The 14,539-nt window shown below is 48.2% G+C and carries 13 protein-coding genes and 1 pseudogene; 6 read left to right on the top strand and 8 right to left on the bottom strand.

The features are described from left to right. The coding region (locus NK638_RS09140) for a lipid II flippase MurJ (protein ID WP_274632771.1) at positions 1-535 on the top strand (535 nt) is incomplete at its 5' end. A 109-nt stretch (positions 536-644) separates the two neighbouring features. Continuing rightward, entirely contained in the window at positions 645-1,238 is a 594-nt protein-coding gene (locus NK638_RS09135; RefSeq protein ID WP_274632770.1) for a hypothetical protein, read from the top strand. Between the two features lie 9 nt (positions 1,239-1,247). Here the strand turns inward: NK638_RS09135 and NK638_RS09130 are convergent, their stop codons facing one another. Then, positions 1,248-1,889, bottom strand: a complete 642-nt coding sequence (locus NK638_RS09130) for a GNAT family N-acetyltransferase (protein ID WP_274632769.1) — start codon at positions 1,887-1,889, stop codon at positions 1,248-1,250. 302 nt (positions 1,890-2,191) lie between these two features. Between NK638_RS09130 and ribF the strand changes: the two genes are divergently transcribed. Then, positions 2,192-3,232 carry a riboflavin biosynthesis protein RibF gene (gene ribF, locus NK638_RS09125; protein ID WP_274632768.1) on the top strand — a complete coding sequence of 347 codons (1,041 nt, stop codon included), beginning with the start codon at positions 2,192-2,194 and terminating at the stop codon, positions 3,230-3,232. A gap of 127 nt (positions 3,233-3,359) precedes the next feature. Here ribF and NK638_RS09120 read toward each other — a convergent pair whose 3' ends face one another. The 4 genes from NK638_RS09120 to NK638_RS09105 all read right to left on the bottom strand — a co-directional run bounded on the left by NK638_RS09120 (position 3,360) and on the right by NK638_RS09105 (position 8,366). After that, positions 3,360-3,599, bottom strand: coding sequence for a DUF2789 domain-containing protein (locus NK638_RS09120; RefSeq protein WP_105244085.1), 240 nt, complete (start codon positions 3,597-3,599; stop codon positions 3,360-3,362). Positions 3,600-3,820: 221 nt separating this feature from the next. Then, positions 3,821-4,810: a malate dehydrogenase gene (locus NK638_RS09115; protein WP_172953122.1), complete on the bottom strand. Its 990-nt coding sequence runs from the start codon at positions 4,808-4,810 to the stop codon at positions 3,821-3,823. Between the two features lie 412 nt (positions 4,811-5,222). Further along, positions 5,223-5,852: a hypothetical protein gene (locus tag NK638_RS09110; protein ID WP_274632767.1), complete on the bottom strand. Its 630-nt coding sequence runs from the start codon at positions 5,850-5,852 to the stop codon at positions 5,223-5,225. A gap of 501 nt (positions 5,853-6,353) precedes the next feature. Further along, on the bottom strand, positions 6,354-8,366 hold the full coding sequence (locus NK638_RS09105) for a transglycosylase SLT domain-containing protein (RefSeq protein ID WP_446739827.1): 2,013 nt from the start codon (positions 8,364-8,366) through the stop codon (positions 6,354-6,356). Positions 8,367-8,817: 451 nt separating this feature from the next. On the opposite strand from NK638_RS09105, the pseudogene miaB reads away from it, so the two are divergent. Further along, positions 8,818-10,310 (top strand): annotated as a pseudogene (miaB, locus tag NK638_RS09100) (tRNA (N6-isopentenyl adenosine(37)-C2)-methylthiotransferase MiaB). A gap of 104 nt (positions 10,311-10,414) precedes the next feature. Here the strand turns inward: miaB and NK638_RS09095 are convergent. The 3 genes from NK638_RS09095 to NK638_RS09085 all read right to left on the bottom strand — a co-directional run bounded on the left by NK638_RS09095 (position 10,415) and on the right by NK638_RS09085 (position 13,326). After that, positions 10,415-11,152, bottom strand: a complete 738-nt coding sequence (locus NK638_RS09095; protein ID WP_274632765.1) for a LysE family translocator — start codon at positions 11,150-11,152, stop codon at positions 10,415-10,417. Between the two features lie 227 nt (positions 11,153-11,379). Beyond that, complete coding sequence (gene argE / locus NK638_RS09090; protein WP_192996145.1) at positions 11,380-12,615, bottom strand: acetylornithine deacetylase; 1,236 nt, start codon at positions 12,613-12,615, stop codon at positions 11,380-11,382. 57 nt (positions 12,616-12,672) lie between these two features. Beyond that, positions 12,673-13,326, bottom strand: a complete 654-nt coding sequence (locus NK638_RS09085) for a UPF0149 family protein (RefSeq protein WP_274632764.1) — start codon at positions 13,324-13,326, stop codon at positions 12,673-12,675. 227 nt (positions 13,327-13,553) lie between these two features. Between NK638_RS09085 and NK638_RS09080 the strand changes: the two genes are divergently transcribed. Together NK638_RS09080 and NK638_RS09075 are read left to right on the top strand one after the other, a co-directional pair. Beyond that, the gene (locus NK638_RS09080; RefSeq protein WP_274632763.1) at positions 13,554-13,994 is read left to right on the top strand and encodes a hypothetical protein; all 441 of its coding nucleotides are present in this window, start codon (positions 13,554-13,556) and stop codon (positions 13,992-13,994) included. 65 nt (positions 13,995-14,059) lie between these two features. Continuing rightward, positions 14,060-14,473 carry a cell division protein ZapA gene (locus tag NK638_RS09075; RefSeq protein WP_274632762.1) on the top strand — a complete coding sequence of 138 codons (414 nt, stop codon included), beginning with the start codon at positions 14,060-14,062 and terminating at the stop codon, positions 14,471-14,473. The last annotated feature ends 66 nt before the right edge of the window (positions 14,474-14,539 follow it).

Raw genomic sequence — 14,539 nt, 5'->3', positions numbered from 1 at the left:
GTTTTTGCGCGGAGAGTTTACTTTGCGTGACTCACAGATGAGCGCGCTGGCGCTGCGTAGTATGGCAGGCGGTATTTTAGGCTTTATGCTGATTAAGATTTTTGCGCCTGCGTTTTTTGCGCGGCAAGACACCAAAACCCCAGTAAAAATCGGTATTATCTCTGTCTTTACCAATATGATTTTTAGCGTGGTTTTTATCGGTATTTTTTACTTTTTAGAGATGCCGCTACATGGCGGATTGGCCTTAGCCACCACAGGTGCCGCTTTTGTCAACGCCGGCTTGTTGTATTACTTCTTATATCAGCGTGAGATTTTTCGCTTTGGCAGTCATTGGAAAAAACTGTTTGCTCAGTTTGCGATTGCTACAAGTGCCATGATTGCCGCCCTGTACGTCATGCTGCCTTATTTTCCAACCGATGAGGCGCAGTGGCAGCGTATCATTGCTCTGCTCGTCATGTGTGCGGTGGGCGCAGCGGTCTATGGTGTGGCTTTATTGGCCACAGGCTTTCGTCCGCGCCAGCTCAAACATGGCTAAACGACGCCTTTACCAAACCAAAACAAGCCTTATATGAGAAATGATAGTGCGTGATGCGGATAGTTGTGATAATTGACGTTTAAGGAATACATAAATTTTGAGGATCAATATGACAACAAAACAATCCACCTTACTACGCTTACCGACCTTACTCACTGCTGGCGTTCTAAGCACCGGCTTACTTGTGAGTGGTTGTGGCAATAATGATAATGTAGATACCGCAGCTGTTGCCAAAACCTCTGAGGATGACCTAACGACTTCGGTAGAGACAGTCGATAGCGACAATGACGTAAAGAATGAGCAGATAGCGGCCAATACTGAAGATAAAACCGCTATCGATAGTGATAGTGTTAATCCTGTCACCGCCTCTGCCAAGCAAAAAAGCTTAGTGACTAATTCCACCGAAGCAGGCACGCCAGAAGATACAGTAAAAAAAGCGCTAGATAGCTTATATTATGGTGATGCCAAAAAATCCGCCTCATATTATGAAGTGGATATGGCAAACTTTGAAGAAGAGCTGGCCAACACGCAGTCAGCGTTTCAACAAACGGTCGATGGCGTCACTATTACTGACACCAAGTACAACGATGATAAAACGCGTGCCACCATCACAGGCGAACTGATGCTAAAAGGCCAAAGTGAACCTGCGCCGCTGACTTATGAGCTGAAAAAGATAGATGGTCAGTGGAAAATTTTGGGCTAAGTTTTTCGCTTATTTGTTTGAAGTGCCATCCAACGTCACGGCTTTGCCAAGCATCACCACATCAGCGATAAATCCGTCCATATCACACACTTCTGGCATATAGCCCCACTGCTCAAAGCCAAGCTTACCAAACAGTCCTAAGCTTGGCTGATTGTGCGCAAAGATTAGTGCGACGACATTATGAATACCAAGACTTGGTGCTTGCGTCAGCATCCAGCGTGTCAGCAAACTACCCAAACCCTTTGCTTGATAGTCTTGATGCAGATAGATACTCATCTCTGTGCTGATATGATAAGCCATACGCGCATATAAGTCGCTAAAGCTGCCCCACGCCACGATTGGTGCTGTTTTTTGATTGGTTTGCACCGCTTGCACTGTTTGAGCTTTATCCTCGCTCGCTTGCTCCATCGATTGCGCCCTAGCTCTAACGACATAAATAGGCCGCGTCGGACTGTTTATGTGCTCGGTAAACCACGCGGCACGCTCTTCACAGGTCACGAGTGTCAGCTGCGCTGTGGCTTGTTTGCCAGCGATACTTTGATTGTAAATCGCCACAACCTCGGGCAAGTCCTCTGCTCTAGCATGCTGTACCGACCATACATCATTGAGACGGTAAGACGGGGCCAAAGCAGGTAAAGAAGTAGCAGTCATAGAATGTCCATAGCTAAAAAGCAACACGGGGTATTTGGATGAAATAATACTCACCATCTAGGCCATTATCAACAGACAGCAAAGCTGCGATAGCGCAGATCAGCAAACGCGTTTTTTGCGATGCAGCCATCGCTGACACAAATCGTTTGATACTGGTTCGTTTGATACAGGTATTATCCATAGACCATAAGATGTTAGTATGGCTATTTTACTTTATAATGGCTGGTTTTAGACACCTCAATGTTTTATCTGGGCGTGTTTTTTCCTTCTTTATTTGGTCTTATTTATCATAGCTGACATTTATGAACACCTATTTTCTTGAGCAACTGATTGCCACACCAAGCGCCCTGCCTGCCCATACTCACCCAGTAGCGCTAGCGCCTTGTGTGCTCACTATCGGTAACTTTGATGGTGTGCATTTAGGCCATCAAGCGATGCTTGCCCAAGTACGCGATATTGCCGATGCGCGGGGGCTTGACGCTGCTGTCATGATATTTGAGCCGCAGCCACGTGAGTTTTTTGCGCCAGAAAGCGCCCCTGCTCGCCTCACCAACTTGGCAGAAAAGCAGGCACTACTTGCAGAGTACGGCGTAGAGACACTCATTGTCGCAGGATTTGACAATGAGTTTCGCTCGCTATCGGCGCAGGCATTCGCGGATTTACTGGCACTGCGCCTAAACGTCAAAGCCTTGGTGCTAGGAGATGACTTTAAGTTTGGTCATGACCGGACGGGCGACAGTGCGTTTTTGCGCAGCTATGGCTTAGACGTGACCAGTCTGCATACCGTCGTCGATGATGGCGGCAAAGCGGCACGTATCAGCTCAACCCGTGTGCGTGATTTGTTATTGGCAGGAGATATTGCGTCGGCCAACGCCTTGCTTGGCCGTGATTATACAATGACAGGCGAGGTCATCGGTGGGGATAAAATCGGCCGTACTCTGGACTTTCCCACCGCCAATATCGAGCTTAAGCGCTTAAAGCCTGCGCTGCATGGTATCTTTGCCGTCGATGTGGTCAGCTTGGATGACAAAGGCGAGATAGTCGCAGATGGTTTAACAAAACTGGCTAATGATGACAATATGGGCATAACAGGTTTGCGTCCGCACAGTTTGTTTGGCACGGCCAGCATCGGCATCCGCCCCTCTGTCGACAAAGCCCACGACTGGCGCTTAGAAGTACATTTCCCCAACCTACAAGCTGACTTATATGGCCTGACGCTACAAGTGCGCTTTTTGCATTATTTGCATGGCGAGCGCCATTATGAGAGCTTAGACGCCCTAAAAACAGGTATCCATAATGATGTCAAAGAGCTTATTGCTTGGCGCGCGCAGCAGCCTGATTGAGCAGTATATTCAGATGTGATAGGTGTGAAGCTAAGATGTTTAGACATAAAACCCCCACAGTCGATATTTTACTATGGGGGTTTTATGCTTTTCTAATACTTCTATATTAGGTTTTTTATATCAGCTTTTAGGCATCTGGATGCATACGGACATTTAACTCATCAATCGTCTCTACCCAAGCGGCGTCTTTTTGCCATTCTTCTTGCAAAAACATACGCTGATTGTCCGTCCAGATATCAGAATCTACCAGTTTTTCATCTTTGGCCAATTTGTTTTTTTCGATAAACTGATTAATCGCCTCATCAGAGCTATCGAGTCCTAACTGGGCAAATAATTCATTCATATTATATTCAGGTTCACCTAGCATACTGTCTCTCCTTAAATGGTACAGGTTTAATTGTACTTATTATTGCAACGAACCCATTTATTGTAGCAAGCTTTTTTTTGTTCGCTGTTAATCCACGTTTATCTAACGTTATCAATTGTATTGATGAAGGCCTCAATAAATGTCAACGCACAAAAAAGCCCTCAGTTCACAATGAGGGCTTTTTTTATGGCTGTCTACCATACTTTTAGCAAAGTCATGGCTTATGGTAGTAGGTGTGCTACCGCATCACGCTCTTCGCTCAGCTCTTGCTCAGTGGCGGCCATTTTCTCTTTTGAGAATTCTGATGACACATCAACGCCGTCTACGATAGACCAGTCGCCGTTAGCGCATGTGCATGGGAATGAGTAGATAAGGCCTTCAGCGATACCATATTCCCCATTTGAGTAAACACCCATAGAGACCCAATCGTTCTCGTCAGTACCGAGTGCCCACGTGCGCATATGGGCGATAGCAGCGTTGGCAGCAGAAGCTGCAGACGAGGCGCCGCGAGCTTTAATGATGGCCGCGCCGCGCTGCTGTACTTCTGGGATGTACGTGTTTTCGTACCAATCCCGATCAACCAACTCTAGCGCTGGTTTGCCATTGACAGTCGCAGCCGTTAGGTCTGGATACTGGGTCGATGAGTGGTTGCCCCAGATGGTCATGTTTTTGATGTCATTGACAGTGCTGTCAGTTTTTTCGGCCAGCTGTGCCATCGCACGGTTATGATCTAGGCGAGTCATGGCGGTGAAGTTACGTGGATCTAGGTCTGGTGCGTTACGCTGAGCGATTAGCGCGTTGGTGTTGGCAGGGTTGCCGACGACCAATACTTTTACATCACGGCTAGCCACTTCGTTCAATGCTTTGCCTTGTGCTGAGAAAATCGCAGCGTTGGCTTCTAGTAAGTCCTTACGCTCCATACCTGGGCCACGTGGACGAGCACCGACGAGTAACGCGTAGTCAGCATCTTTGAATGCCACATTTGCATCATCAGTTTGAACGATACCTGCCAACAATGGGAATGCGCAGTCTTCTAGTTCCATGACCACACCCTTTAGGGCGTCAAGCGCTGGTGTGATTTCAAGCAATTGCAAAATAACTGGCTGATCTTTACCTAGCATCTCGCCAGATGCAATACGAAATAGCATCGCGTAGCTGATATTACCAGCGGCACCAGTGACGGCAACACGTAAAGGCTGTTTCATTGACATTGAATACTCCCTAATTGATGATTAGATCATTCATGATTGTAATAGATGATTATCTTTTTAGATATCGACTTGTTTGCTGCACAAAGGCAGCGCTAAACTAAACCGAGAGCTAGTGTAGCACTTCGTTTGGCAAATCGTCTAGAGACAATCAGAGGCTTGCCGCGGATTCTCACGGATTATATTGTTACATTTTATACAAAATAATCGATGGGGTCACAAAAGCACTGCGGCTACCAGCGTTTAAAAAAAACGGATAAAACAAGGTAGAAACAAGGTAAAAGACAGCGAGTAAAGGCTAAAACACGGCCATAAACAATCACCAAGGAGAGCATAGCAACACAGCCTGCAAAGAAAGCAGCGCTCATACCCGAATAGTACAGCGGCCAGTGTCCATGTTGGAGTACGGCAACAACTACTTACCGCCTGAGATGATAAACTTGCTACCGCAATTATTTACCACTTGATAGCACTTACCAAAATCACTACCATCATAGCAGACATGGATGTCGGTCAAAATCGACTGACGACGATTGCCAGCCTGACAGATCAGATCAATACCACTGGCGGACATACCGCTATTTAAGCGTGTCATTTGCCTGATAAATCGCGCCTTAGACACAGTATAACTGTTACCCGTATGCAGCTCGTTTGGGAGTTTTAGCGCACCCGCGTAGTTGGTGATTTGACGAAAGTAGCTGGCTGCACTCAGAGGACTACAAGCGCCGTAACGCTGCCATGCCTGACTACGAACCGTGGTATCAGGCATGATACGATTGACGACTTTTAGCTGTAGCGGTGTCAGACGCGGCTCACTGCCCACACCGCAGCGCTCACCATAGCCCATATCTAGCCCCGACACCGTCAAAGAGTAGCCTTCTAAGCATTGACGCATGCGCGCGCGTGTCGGCTGTATGCTGCATAGCGCAGGGGTCATCTCAATCATCAACACCCGCTGTCCTGTCTTGACGGTGCTAGCAGCGTGCGCGGGTAACAACATCACGCCTTGCAACATGATCAGCGCGCCTATACTAGATGACGCCATAATGGCTCGGCCAGATGGGCTAAACTTGGACGTCTTGGACGTCGATTTATAAGACAAGTGCATTTTCATCTGTGATGATGAGGGATGCCTCGCTTTTGATAATACAGACAGGGTAAAATATTTTTTGATCATAGGAGGCTGGAAACATCTAGCAATGACAAAACATGGGCTATCACTTAGGGCTGCACAAAGACGTCGATATCAGAAATCGCGAGGCTTACTAAGCATAACGGTAACAAAAATATGAGTGCTTACCAATTGATAAACACAAAACTTTGGCGCTAAACAACAGGCCAATAACCACAACACAATAAAGTCATGGTAGCAAACCGTTATTTTTTAATCTATAGCAGAAACGTAAACATCGGAGCAAGGCGGCAGCAGTAACACCGCCATATATACGGCTCCCTGGCCATGTTGTCGCTACATCTGTCCTAAAATAAGCCACCAAAGGCAAACCATCAAAGCCGAAGCATTGATGGCTATTAAAGGATAAACGTATTAAAACGCTGCTGGCACGGTGCCCATACGCTGCGAGATTGGCTGACTGCGGCCAAGCAAACTGCTATATACCGTCGCGTTTTCCATCACATGCTTGACATAATTACGAGTCTCAGGAAAAGCTATCGACTCCACATACTGGTCGGCCGCAAGTGAGCCATACACAGGCTGCCAGCGTTTGGCGTTGTTGGGTCCAGCATTATAGCCTGCGGTGGCCAGTACTGGCTGGTAGTTGAGCTTGCCTAAGATATCACCCATATACCATGTGCCATAGCGGATATTGGTGTCGCCGCTGTTGGCACGGCTGGCGCTATAGCTCTCGCCCAAATGACGAGCGATATACTTTGCTGTACCTGGCATGATTTGCATCAAGCCACTTGCACCAACGTTTGAGCGTGCCGATGTCACAAAACGGCTCTCTTGACGCATGATGCCATAAGCCCACGCAGGATCGATGCCCGCCGACTGGCTATAGCGTACCACTGCGCTCTGGTGCGGCATAGGATGCGATAGCGCCAGACTGTTTACGCTATCGGTGTTATCAATCGCATAAATCGCCCGATCCAGCCAGCCCATGTCATAGGCTTGCTGAGCGGCAGCAATGATGAGACTGTCATCACGATTGTCTCGAGCCTGTTTGACAGCCCAGTTCCACTCGCGGTTGGCGTAGCCGCGACTCGCGTCAGAATTGTATAGTGCAAATGCACGGGCAAAGTGTGGGTTTTGCATGACGCGGGCGCGATCTGCGGCGCTGACAGTTGGCAAGTTATTGCCGCCCAAACGGCTGGCATCAAAACGCTGACCGACTTTATCTTTTGCTAGCAGGCCATAGTAATCATTACTCTTGGCGATATTTTGATACATTCTTTTTGCTAGGCCGCGTTTACCTGCATCACTTGATTGCTCATAAGCGCGTGCCAGCCAATATTGCCACTGATTGCTTTTTTGGGTTTCGCCATCCATCTTTGAGATGGCTTCGACCACATCATCCCAGCGGCTAAAGCGAATCGCGGCCATGGCATAGTCTTCGGCTTCTTCAAAGTTAAAGTCATCATCTAAGCTATTGCGAAACCAGTCCACCGCCTCAGCATTAAACCCATCATCGGTATTATGATTCATACGCTGTACTCCAAGGATACGATAGGCGTAGCGGCGGGTTTCGTCATTGAGCAAGCGTGTCGCGCGCTGATTGTCTTGTTTGATATCAAAGTCCAACTGTAGCGCTGCTTCACGATAAGACTTATCGGCGACCCGGCCCAATGCATATAAGTACAAGTATTGGTTGGTTTGGCTGGCAGGCTCACGACCAAAACGCGTAAAAAACGCTGATGGGTTGAGCTGAATCTCACTTAACGCCGCATAAGCAATGGGCGTCCCTAAACGCGATGACAAAGCCATGATATCGCCCGTCTTGCCTTTACGTAGCATACGCTTAAGGCGCGCGGCGCGATCTTGGTTGCTAATCAAGGCGTTATTGTTCATCTCCATCGCCAGCTGATCACACAGTGCTGGCTGCTTTTTGGTGGTCAGCCATACATCAGACTTGGCCGCCATGGCACGCATGGTATCGCCGCCATTATTAAAGCCAAGCGCCACCGCACAGCTCTCAGAGCTATCGGCATTGGTTATCAGATTGGCCACTTGCCGTACAGCGGCATAGTCATTGGCTGCCGCTTTGGTCTCAGCAAAGTCCGCCACCAGCTTTTCGGCCATGACCGTATTAGGATACTGACGGACAAACTGTGCCACCGCCGCCGAGCTTTGTGAGCCCAAATCCAGATTCATGCGCCAATAGGTCGGGTACATCGCAAACAACCCACCACTCATCAACTGTTCGTAATTATACAGTGCGCTGACATCTCCCCGATCGGCTGCTATCGCCGCCGCCATAAACGAGTCAATGCTGTTGTCTTGTTGATAACTGGGTTTTTGCTCAAAGCGGTCATCCTCGCCCCACGTCAGCTCCGCACAAGCAACTTGTGATAGGCCAAGCGCACCAAGGGCTGTCGCCATGAAGACGCCAAACCGCAGCGTACTGGTGGTTAACCGCGATGGACGGTGTTCTCGATGAACAGAGGCTCTATCCTTGATGCTATGAGCGGCGCGCAACTTTGTCATACTGACTCTCTTTATTATGTCTTTATCAATAGGTAAACAGCGGTTTATCACGTACCGCTAAGCGTATGCCACTTATCATACTATACCCGTTGCACTTTCAACCATCACCTTTACCTTTTGTTAATAAATACGACAGTACGGTGTAACATAAAAGTGATAGTAAGCGGCGTTATTTTGCAAAGTGGTGATTAATCGCAGTAAATAATTGATACTGTTAGAAATAACCCACCCTATCGCCGCTTAATGACCCTTGCTAATTTTTCACATTGGCACAGGGTTGTGATAAAATACGCCACCTGTTAATCGGCTACCCTGCTATATTTTAGTCAATCATGGACTTATCCTTATGAGTGTTACTGTATTTAATCCCCGCCTCGATGACGCTAGTGTTACCCCAACAACGGCGAGCGCGCCTACCGTTGCGGCACTCAAAGACTCAAGTTCTGCCAGCATGTCTGCCGATCAAGCCCCGACCAAAAAAGTCTTTGTCACCACGCAAGGCTGTCAGATGAACGTTTATGATTCTGGCAAGATGCTCGATGTGCTCGGTGATTCACACGGCATGGAGGTCACGCACAACATCGATGAAGCAGATGTCCTGCTGATGAACACCTGCTCTATCCGCGAAAAAGCGCAAGAGAAAGTCTTTTCAGAGCTGGGCCGCTGGCGCAAACTAAAAGAAAAACGTCCTGACCTTGTCATCGGTGTCGGCGGGCTGTGGCCTCACAAGAAGGCGATAATATTCAAAAGCGCGCGCCCTATGTCGACATGGTGTTTGGTCCGCAAACCTTGCACCGTCTGCCAGAGCTGTATGATCAATCAAATGAGCAGCGTAATATCGCACCCAAAAACCGTATTGGCACCATTGATGTGTCATTTCCGAGTATCGAGAAGTTTGACTTTTTGCCGGAGCCGCGTGTCGAGGGCTACAAAGCATTTGTCTCTATCATGGAAGGCTGCTCGAAGTACTGCTCGTTTTGTGTGGTGCCTTATACTCGCGGTGAAGAGCTCTCGCGCCCGCTCGATGACATCTTGGCCGAGATTGACAGTCTTGCCGAGCAAGGCATTCGTGAGATAAACCTACTTGGTCAAAACGTCAATGGCTATCGCGGTGAGAAAGACGACGGCAGTATTTGCCGTTTTGCAGAATTGCTGCACTATGTCTCGCACGTCGATGGTGTCGAGCGTATTCGCTATACCACCAGCCACCCGCTGGAGTTTACTGACGATATCATCGATGCTTATGCCAAGCTGCCAGAGTTGGTGTCGCACCTACACCTGCCGGTGCAAAGCGGCTCAAATAGTATCCTTGCGGCGATGAAACGCAACCATACTATCGATGTCTATATCAATCAGATCAATAAGTTAAAAGCCATTCGCCCCGACATTCACTTATCGAGCGACTTTATCATCGGGTTCCCTGGTGAGACCGATGAAGATTTTCAAGATACATTGAACTTAGCAAAAGAATTAAACTTCGATCACTCGTACAGCTTTATTTATTCCAAGCGTCCAGGCACGCCCGCCGCTGAGCTGCCTGATGATGTTAGCTTCACTACCAAAAAAGAGCGCTTGGCAGAGTTTCAAAAGGTGATTATCGACTCAACCCTACAAAAGACCCGTGAGATGGTCGGTACCACCACTCGCGTCTTGGTTGAACAAGTAGCGGATCGACATCCTGATTGCTTGATTGGTACCGCGGACAATACCCGCACCGTGATGTTCCCGTTTGAGGAAGCGCAAAAGGATGAGCTGCTTGGTAAACTCGTTAGCGTACGCGTGACCGACTTCGTCAGCCCGCACATGGTCAAGGGTGAGCTGGTCGAGGTATTGGCGTAATGTTGCCTGCGTAGATATCAGCCTTTTGCTTCTTAAACGCTCATGAAAAAGCCGCCTTTTTTTAGCAGTGACTAGAGCGTGTCGAACATTCAACCTTGGCAAGATTAAACCATAAATCCATTTAATACCTCAACCAACAAAGCCGCGGCAATCAACATAAATATCACCCCGCAGCCACGGTTGAGCCATGCTAAGCGACTGCCAACATCTAGCCAGCTGGCCAGCTTTTTGCCACCAAGCGTATAGACCATCTGCCAAATCGTCTCACTCAAAAACAGCCCGCAAGTCAGCATAAGATACTGCGGCCATAATGGCGCACTAAAATTGATAAACTTGGGGAAAAAGGCGGCAAAAAACAAAATGGCTTTGGGGTTGGACAACGATACCCATATCCCAGTGCGAAATAACGTCATATTGCTCGGCGAGGCCTTTACCGCGGCGCTAGAGAGCGAACGCGGCCGAGGGGTGTCGTGCGCGGCCAAGGACGGCAAGCTCTCTGGATAATCGGCCGCCACCTCTTCACTCATCTCGCGCGCATCATTCATCAAGCTGCCTGCACTTGCATCACGCCAAGAGCTGATACCCAAATAGATCAAATAAGCAGCACCGACAGTCTTAATCAGAGTCAGCAGCCACGGCGACTGACGACTAATCACATCAAGCCCCAGTAGCGTCGATAGCAACAACAAAAACAGCCCAAGGCTCAGACCCGCCAGCGTCCATAGCGTGCGCTTTACCCCATAGTTCATCCCATACTGAAACGCCAGCAGCATATTAGGACCAGGGGTCGCCGAGATAAAAAACGTACTTGCAAAAAACATCGCAAACAGATGCCAAGACATCAGCCAACCCCTACTTTTTTATAAAAATAACTGAATATACCTAAAACGAAGACACGTAAGCACCACCATAAGGACGGTGTATTTTATGCCTACTTATATCGAAAACAAGCGATTTTATGCGTCAGACTCGCTATAGGCGAATCCAAATACATCAGATACGTGGCTATAAGGCGCTCCAATGAAACGTTGTGTCGTTTTGTTTTTATATCAAATTGACTGTATTAAACTCACGACTGCGATGTGGCGCTTGCTAATAGTTTTTGCAAAAACGCATCACAGCGCGCCATCTCACTGAGCGCGACAAACTCATCAGCCTTATGCGCCTGCTCGATACTACCAGGACCGCAGATAATCGTCGGAATACCACTATTGGTGAACTGTCCGCCCTCTGTGGCATAAGCCACTTTGTGACGGGTGTCATCATCGGTGAGCGCCGCTATCAGCGCTTGTAGCTCGGCACTGTCGTTGTCAGTCATCGCAGGTACGGCCTCCATCTGTAGCAGCTCAATGCCGGTATCAGCAGCACGCGCTTGCATCTGCGCGCTCAGCTCTGCGACCTTGGCTTTGATCGGTACCAAGATATCGTCTTGTGTCATGTGCGGCAGGTTACGATAATCAAAGGTAAACTCACACAGATTGGGCACGATATTGGTCGCAGTGCCGCCTTGTATGGTGCCGACAGACAACGTCGAGTACGGCACATCAAACCACTCATCATTGTCATCACGGCCGCTGATCTCGTCTGCCAGCTCATCGACATAACCAATCAAACGGCTGGCATAGCTGATGGCGTTGACACCTTGCGCGGTCAATGACGAATGCGCCGACTGACCATGTACACGGCAACGATAAACCGCGATGCCTTTGTGCGCGACAACCATCGTCATATTGGTCGGCTCGCCGACGATACAATAATCAGGCGTGATACCGCGCGCCTTGAGATCCGCCAGCAGCAATGGCGCACCCAAGCAGCCAACCTCTTCATCAAACGACAATGCCAAATGCAACGGCCGGCGCAATTGACCGGCGTTAGACAGCTTTACTGCTTGCGGTAATAGTGTCAGCGCGCAAGCAATAAAGCCTTTCATGTCGCAGGCACCGCGGCCATAGAGCCTATCGCCGCGAATGGTCGCAGTAAACGGCGCTGTCGCCCAGTCCTGCCCTTCCACTGGCACCACATCGGTATGACCGGACAGCACCAGACCGTGGTTCACCTCATCAGCGTTTGCCCCAGCAGGTACTGTGACAAACAAATTGGCCTTATCTTTGGCGTCATTAAAGGTCAGATCTACAGTCAAACCCAACTGCTCACAGTACCCTTGCACATCCTCAATCAACGCTAGATTTGAGTGGCGACTGACGGTATCAAAACCGATCAAACGCCTAAGCCAGTCGATACTATCCGTAGGATAGCCAATGGTGTACGAGTCGTCTTTGCGCTGATCATCACTATGTAAAGTCATAAAACATCCTTATTATGAGGTACCTGTTACGATATAGGCGTCGTCCCCCTGTGAGGTTTAAGAGGGATTATTTTGGTTCATCGCGTCCATCACAGGCGGCATCGGTTTTGGCAACTTACCTTCTGCTTGTAGCTCTTTGGTGGTTTTTGCATCGATGGCCAATCCAGCGATTAGCGCGATGTCTTTTACTGGTTTGCGCTTGCGAGTTGCAAAGCTCACGGGCACCATCCGCGCAAACTCGTAAATATATAGATAAGACTCTTCGCTGCCCTCAAAGTCCTCATCTTCTGCCAGACGAATCGCCCCAATCTTGGCCAAATCCGACAGCATCTCGTTTTCCTCGCTACTGATCTGACAGTCAGTGATACCAAAGCCTGTCATAAAACCATTGGCCCACTGTTTCAACGCCATCACACGCTCGTATAGATCGTGTTCGTCATCCGGCAGCAGCGGCATATACGCATAGGCATCGTCTTTGTCCTTGAGCTGAAACACCGTGTCTTCAGCTTCTTCTGCGAGCAAAGTCAGCGCCGCTTCAGGCAGTGGCGCAAAGCTCAGCTCTTCAAACACCTTTGCCCATACTTGCTCGTCAGGCGCGTTACACGCCGTCATCAGCCCCGTCATCAGACCATGCACCTCACTGATCGATACGTCATTCCAGTCGTCAAATGCGGTCAGCCACGTATTCCAGCCTGAGATATTGTCATTCATAATAATTGTCCTAGTAAATGGTTGTGACTTATAAAATCAGAAAAATCGCTTATAAAACAAAAAATCAGCTCGATACCACTCATCGCGCTGAGCCAAAAAATACATAGATAAGATTTAGGTATATGTAATTACTTTGTTGATATAGATATTATGCGGTCACCTATGGCATTATTAAATACACAAAACAAAATTCATTCACGCTTACTTGTTAAGGATAAAAACTGACTATGTATGATCAACTTAGAATATTAGAAAAAATGATACTCGACATCAAAAAACAGTATCAGCTTGTCAGTGCTGAACTTAGCAGCCTAAAAAAGCAATCAACCACAGATCCAAAGCAAATCACCGACTTACAAAACAAGCTAAATACCAGCCATAGCGAGCGTGACGGTGCCAAAAAACAACTGAACGATCTGGATAAACGTTATCAAAGCTTGGCCGAAGCCCATCATATGATCGGTGAAGAGCAAGACAAGCTACAAAAGCAGATCAGCCAATTACAACAACAAAACCGTGAATTGCAGCAGCATAATAATGAACTAAAGCAGCAGTATAGCGATATCAAACAACAAAATAGCGAATTACAGAAAAAAAACCAGTTGGCAGCAGAGCGTACTCAAGTTGTCCTCAAACGCCTCACGCGTATCGACCAAGCCGAAGGTTAGAGTCTTGGTGATCGCTGTAATAGCTGATACCCCCATTTACTGACCCATATATTGTAGGATTTATCATGACTGATGACCATACCAATGCCGCAAACAACTCGCCTAAGCAAGCAGAGCCAAGCGTATCCAAAGCCCCTATCAGCCCAACCACGGCAGGCGCTACCAGCAAGCCTATGACACCCGAGTCACAAGTCAAAAAAGTCGATATTGTCATCGCGGGCGTGACCTACCCCATTTACTGTCCGATCCATGAGCAAGAAGAGCTACTATCTGCCGTCTCTTATATCAATAACTACGCGCTGGATCTTAGACGTGAGGCACCCAGCCTGAGCCAAGAAAACCTGCTGGTGCTGTGCTGCCTTAACTTGTATGAAAAAATCCATGCCAATCAAAGAAGCGAAGAGGATCGCCTGCAGCAAGACAAACAGTCTGAGGCGCTACTCAATAAGATCATGAAAGACGCCCAATCTATTTTGTAGGCCAGCGCGTCTTTTGGCCTGTTTGATAGATAGGTTAAAAAGAGAGTTTATGAGTAAACAAAAAAG

This window comes from Psychrobacter sp. A3 (assembly GCF_028823565.1).
GTDB classification, from domain to species: Bacteria; Pseudomonadota; Gammaproteobacteria; order Pseudomonadales; family Moraxellaceae; genus Psychrobacter; species Psychrobacter celer.
The sequence above is the reverse complement of the archived record's forward strand: the minus strand, read 5'-3'. Positions and strand labels throughout refer to the sequence as shown.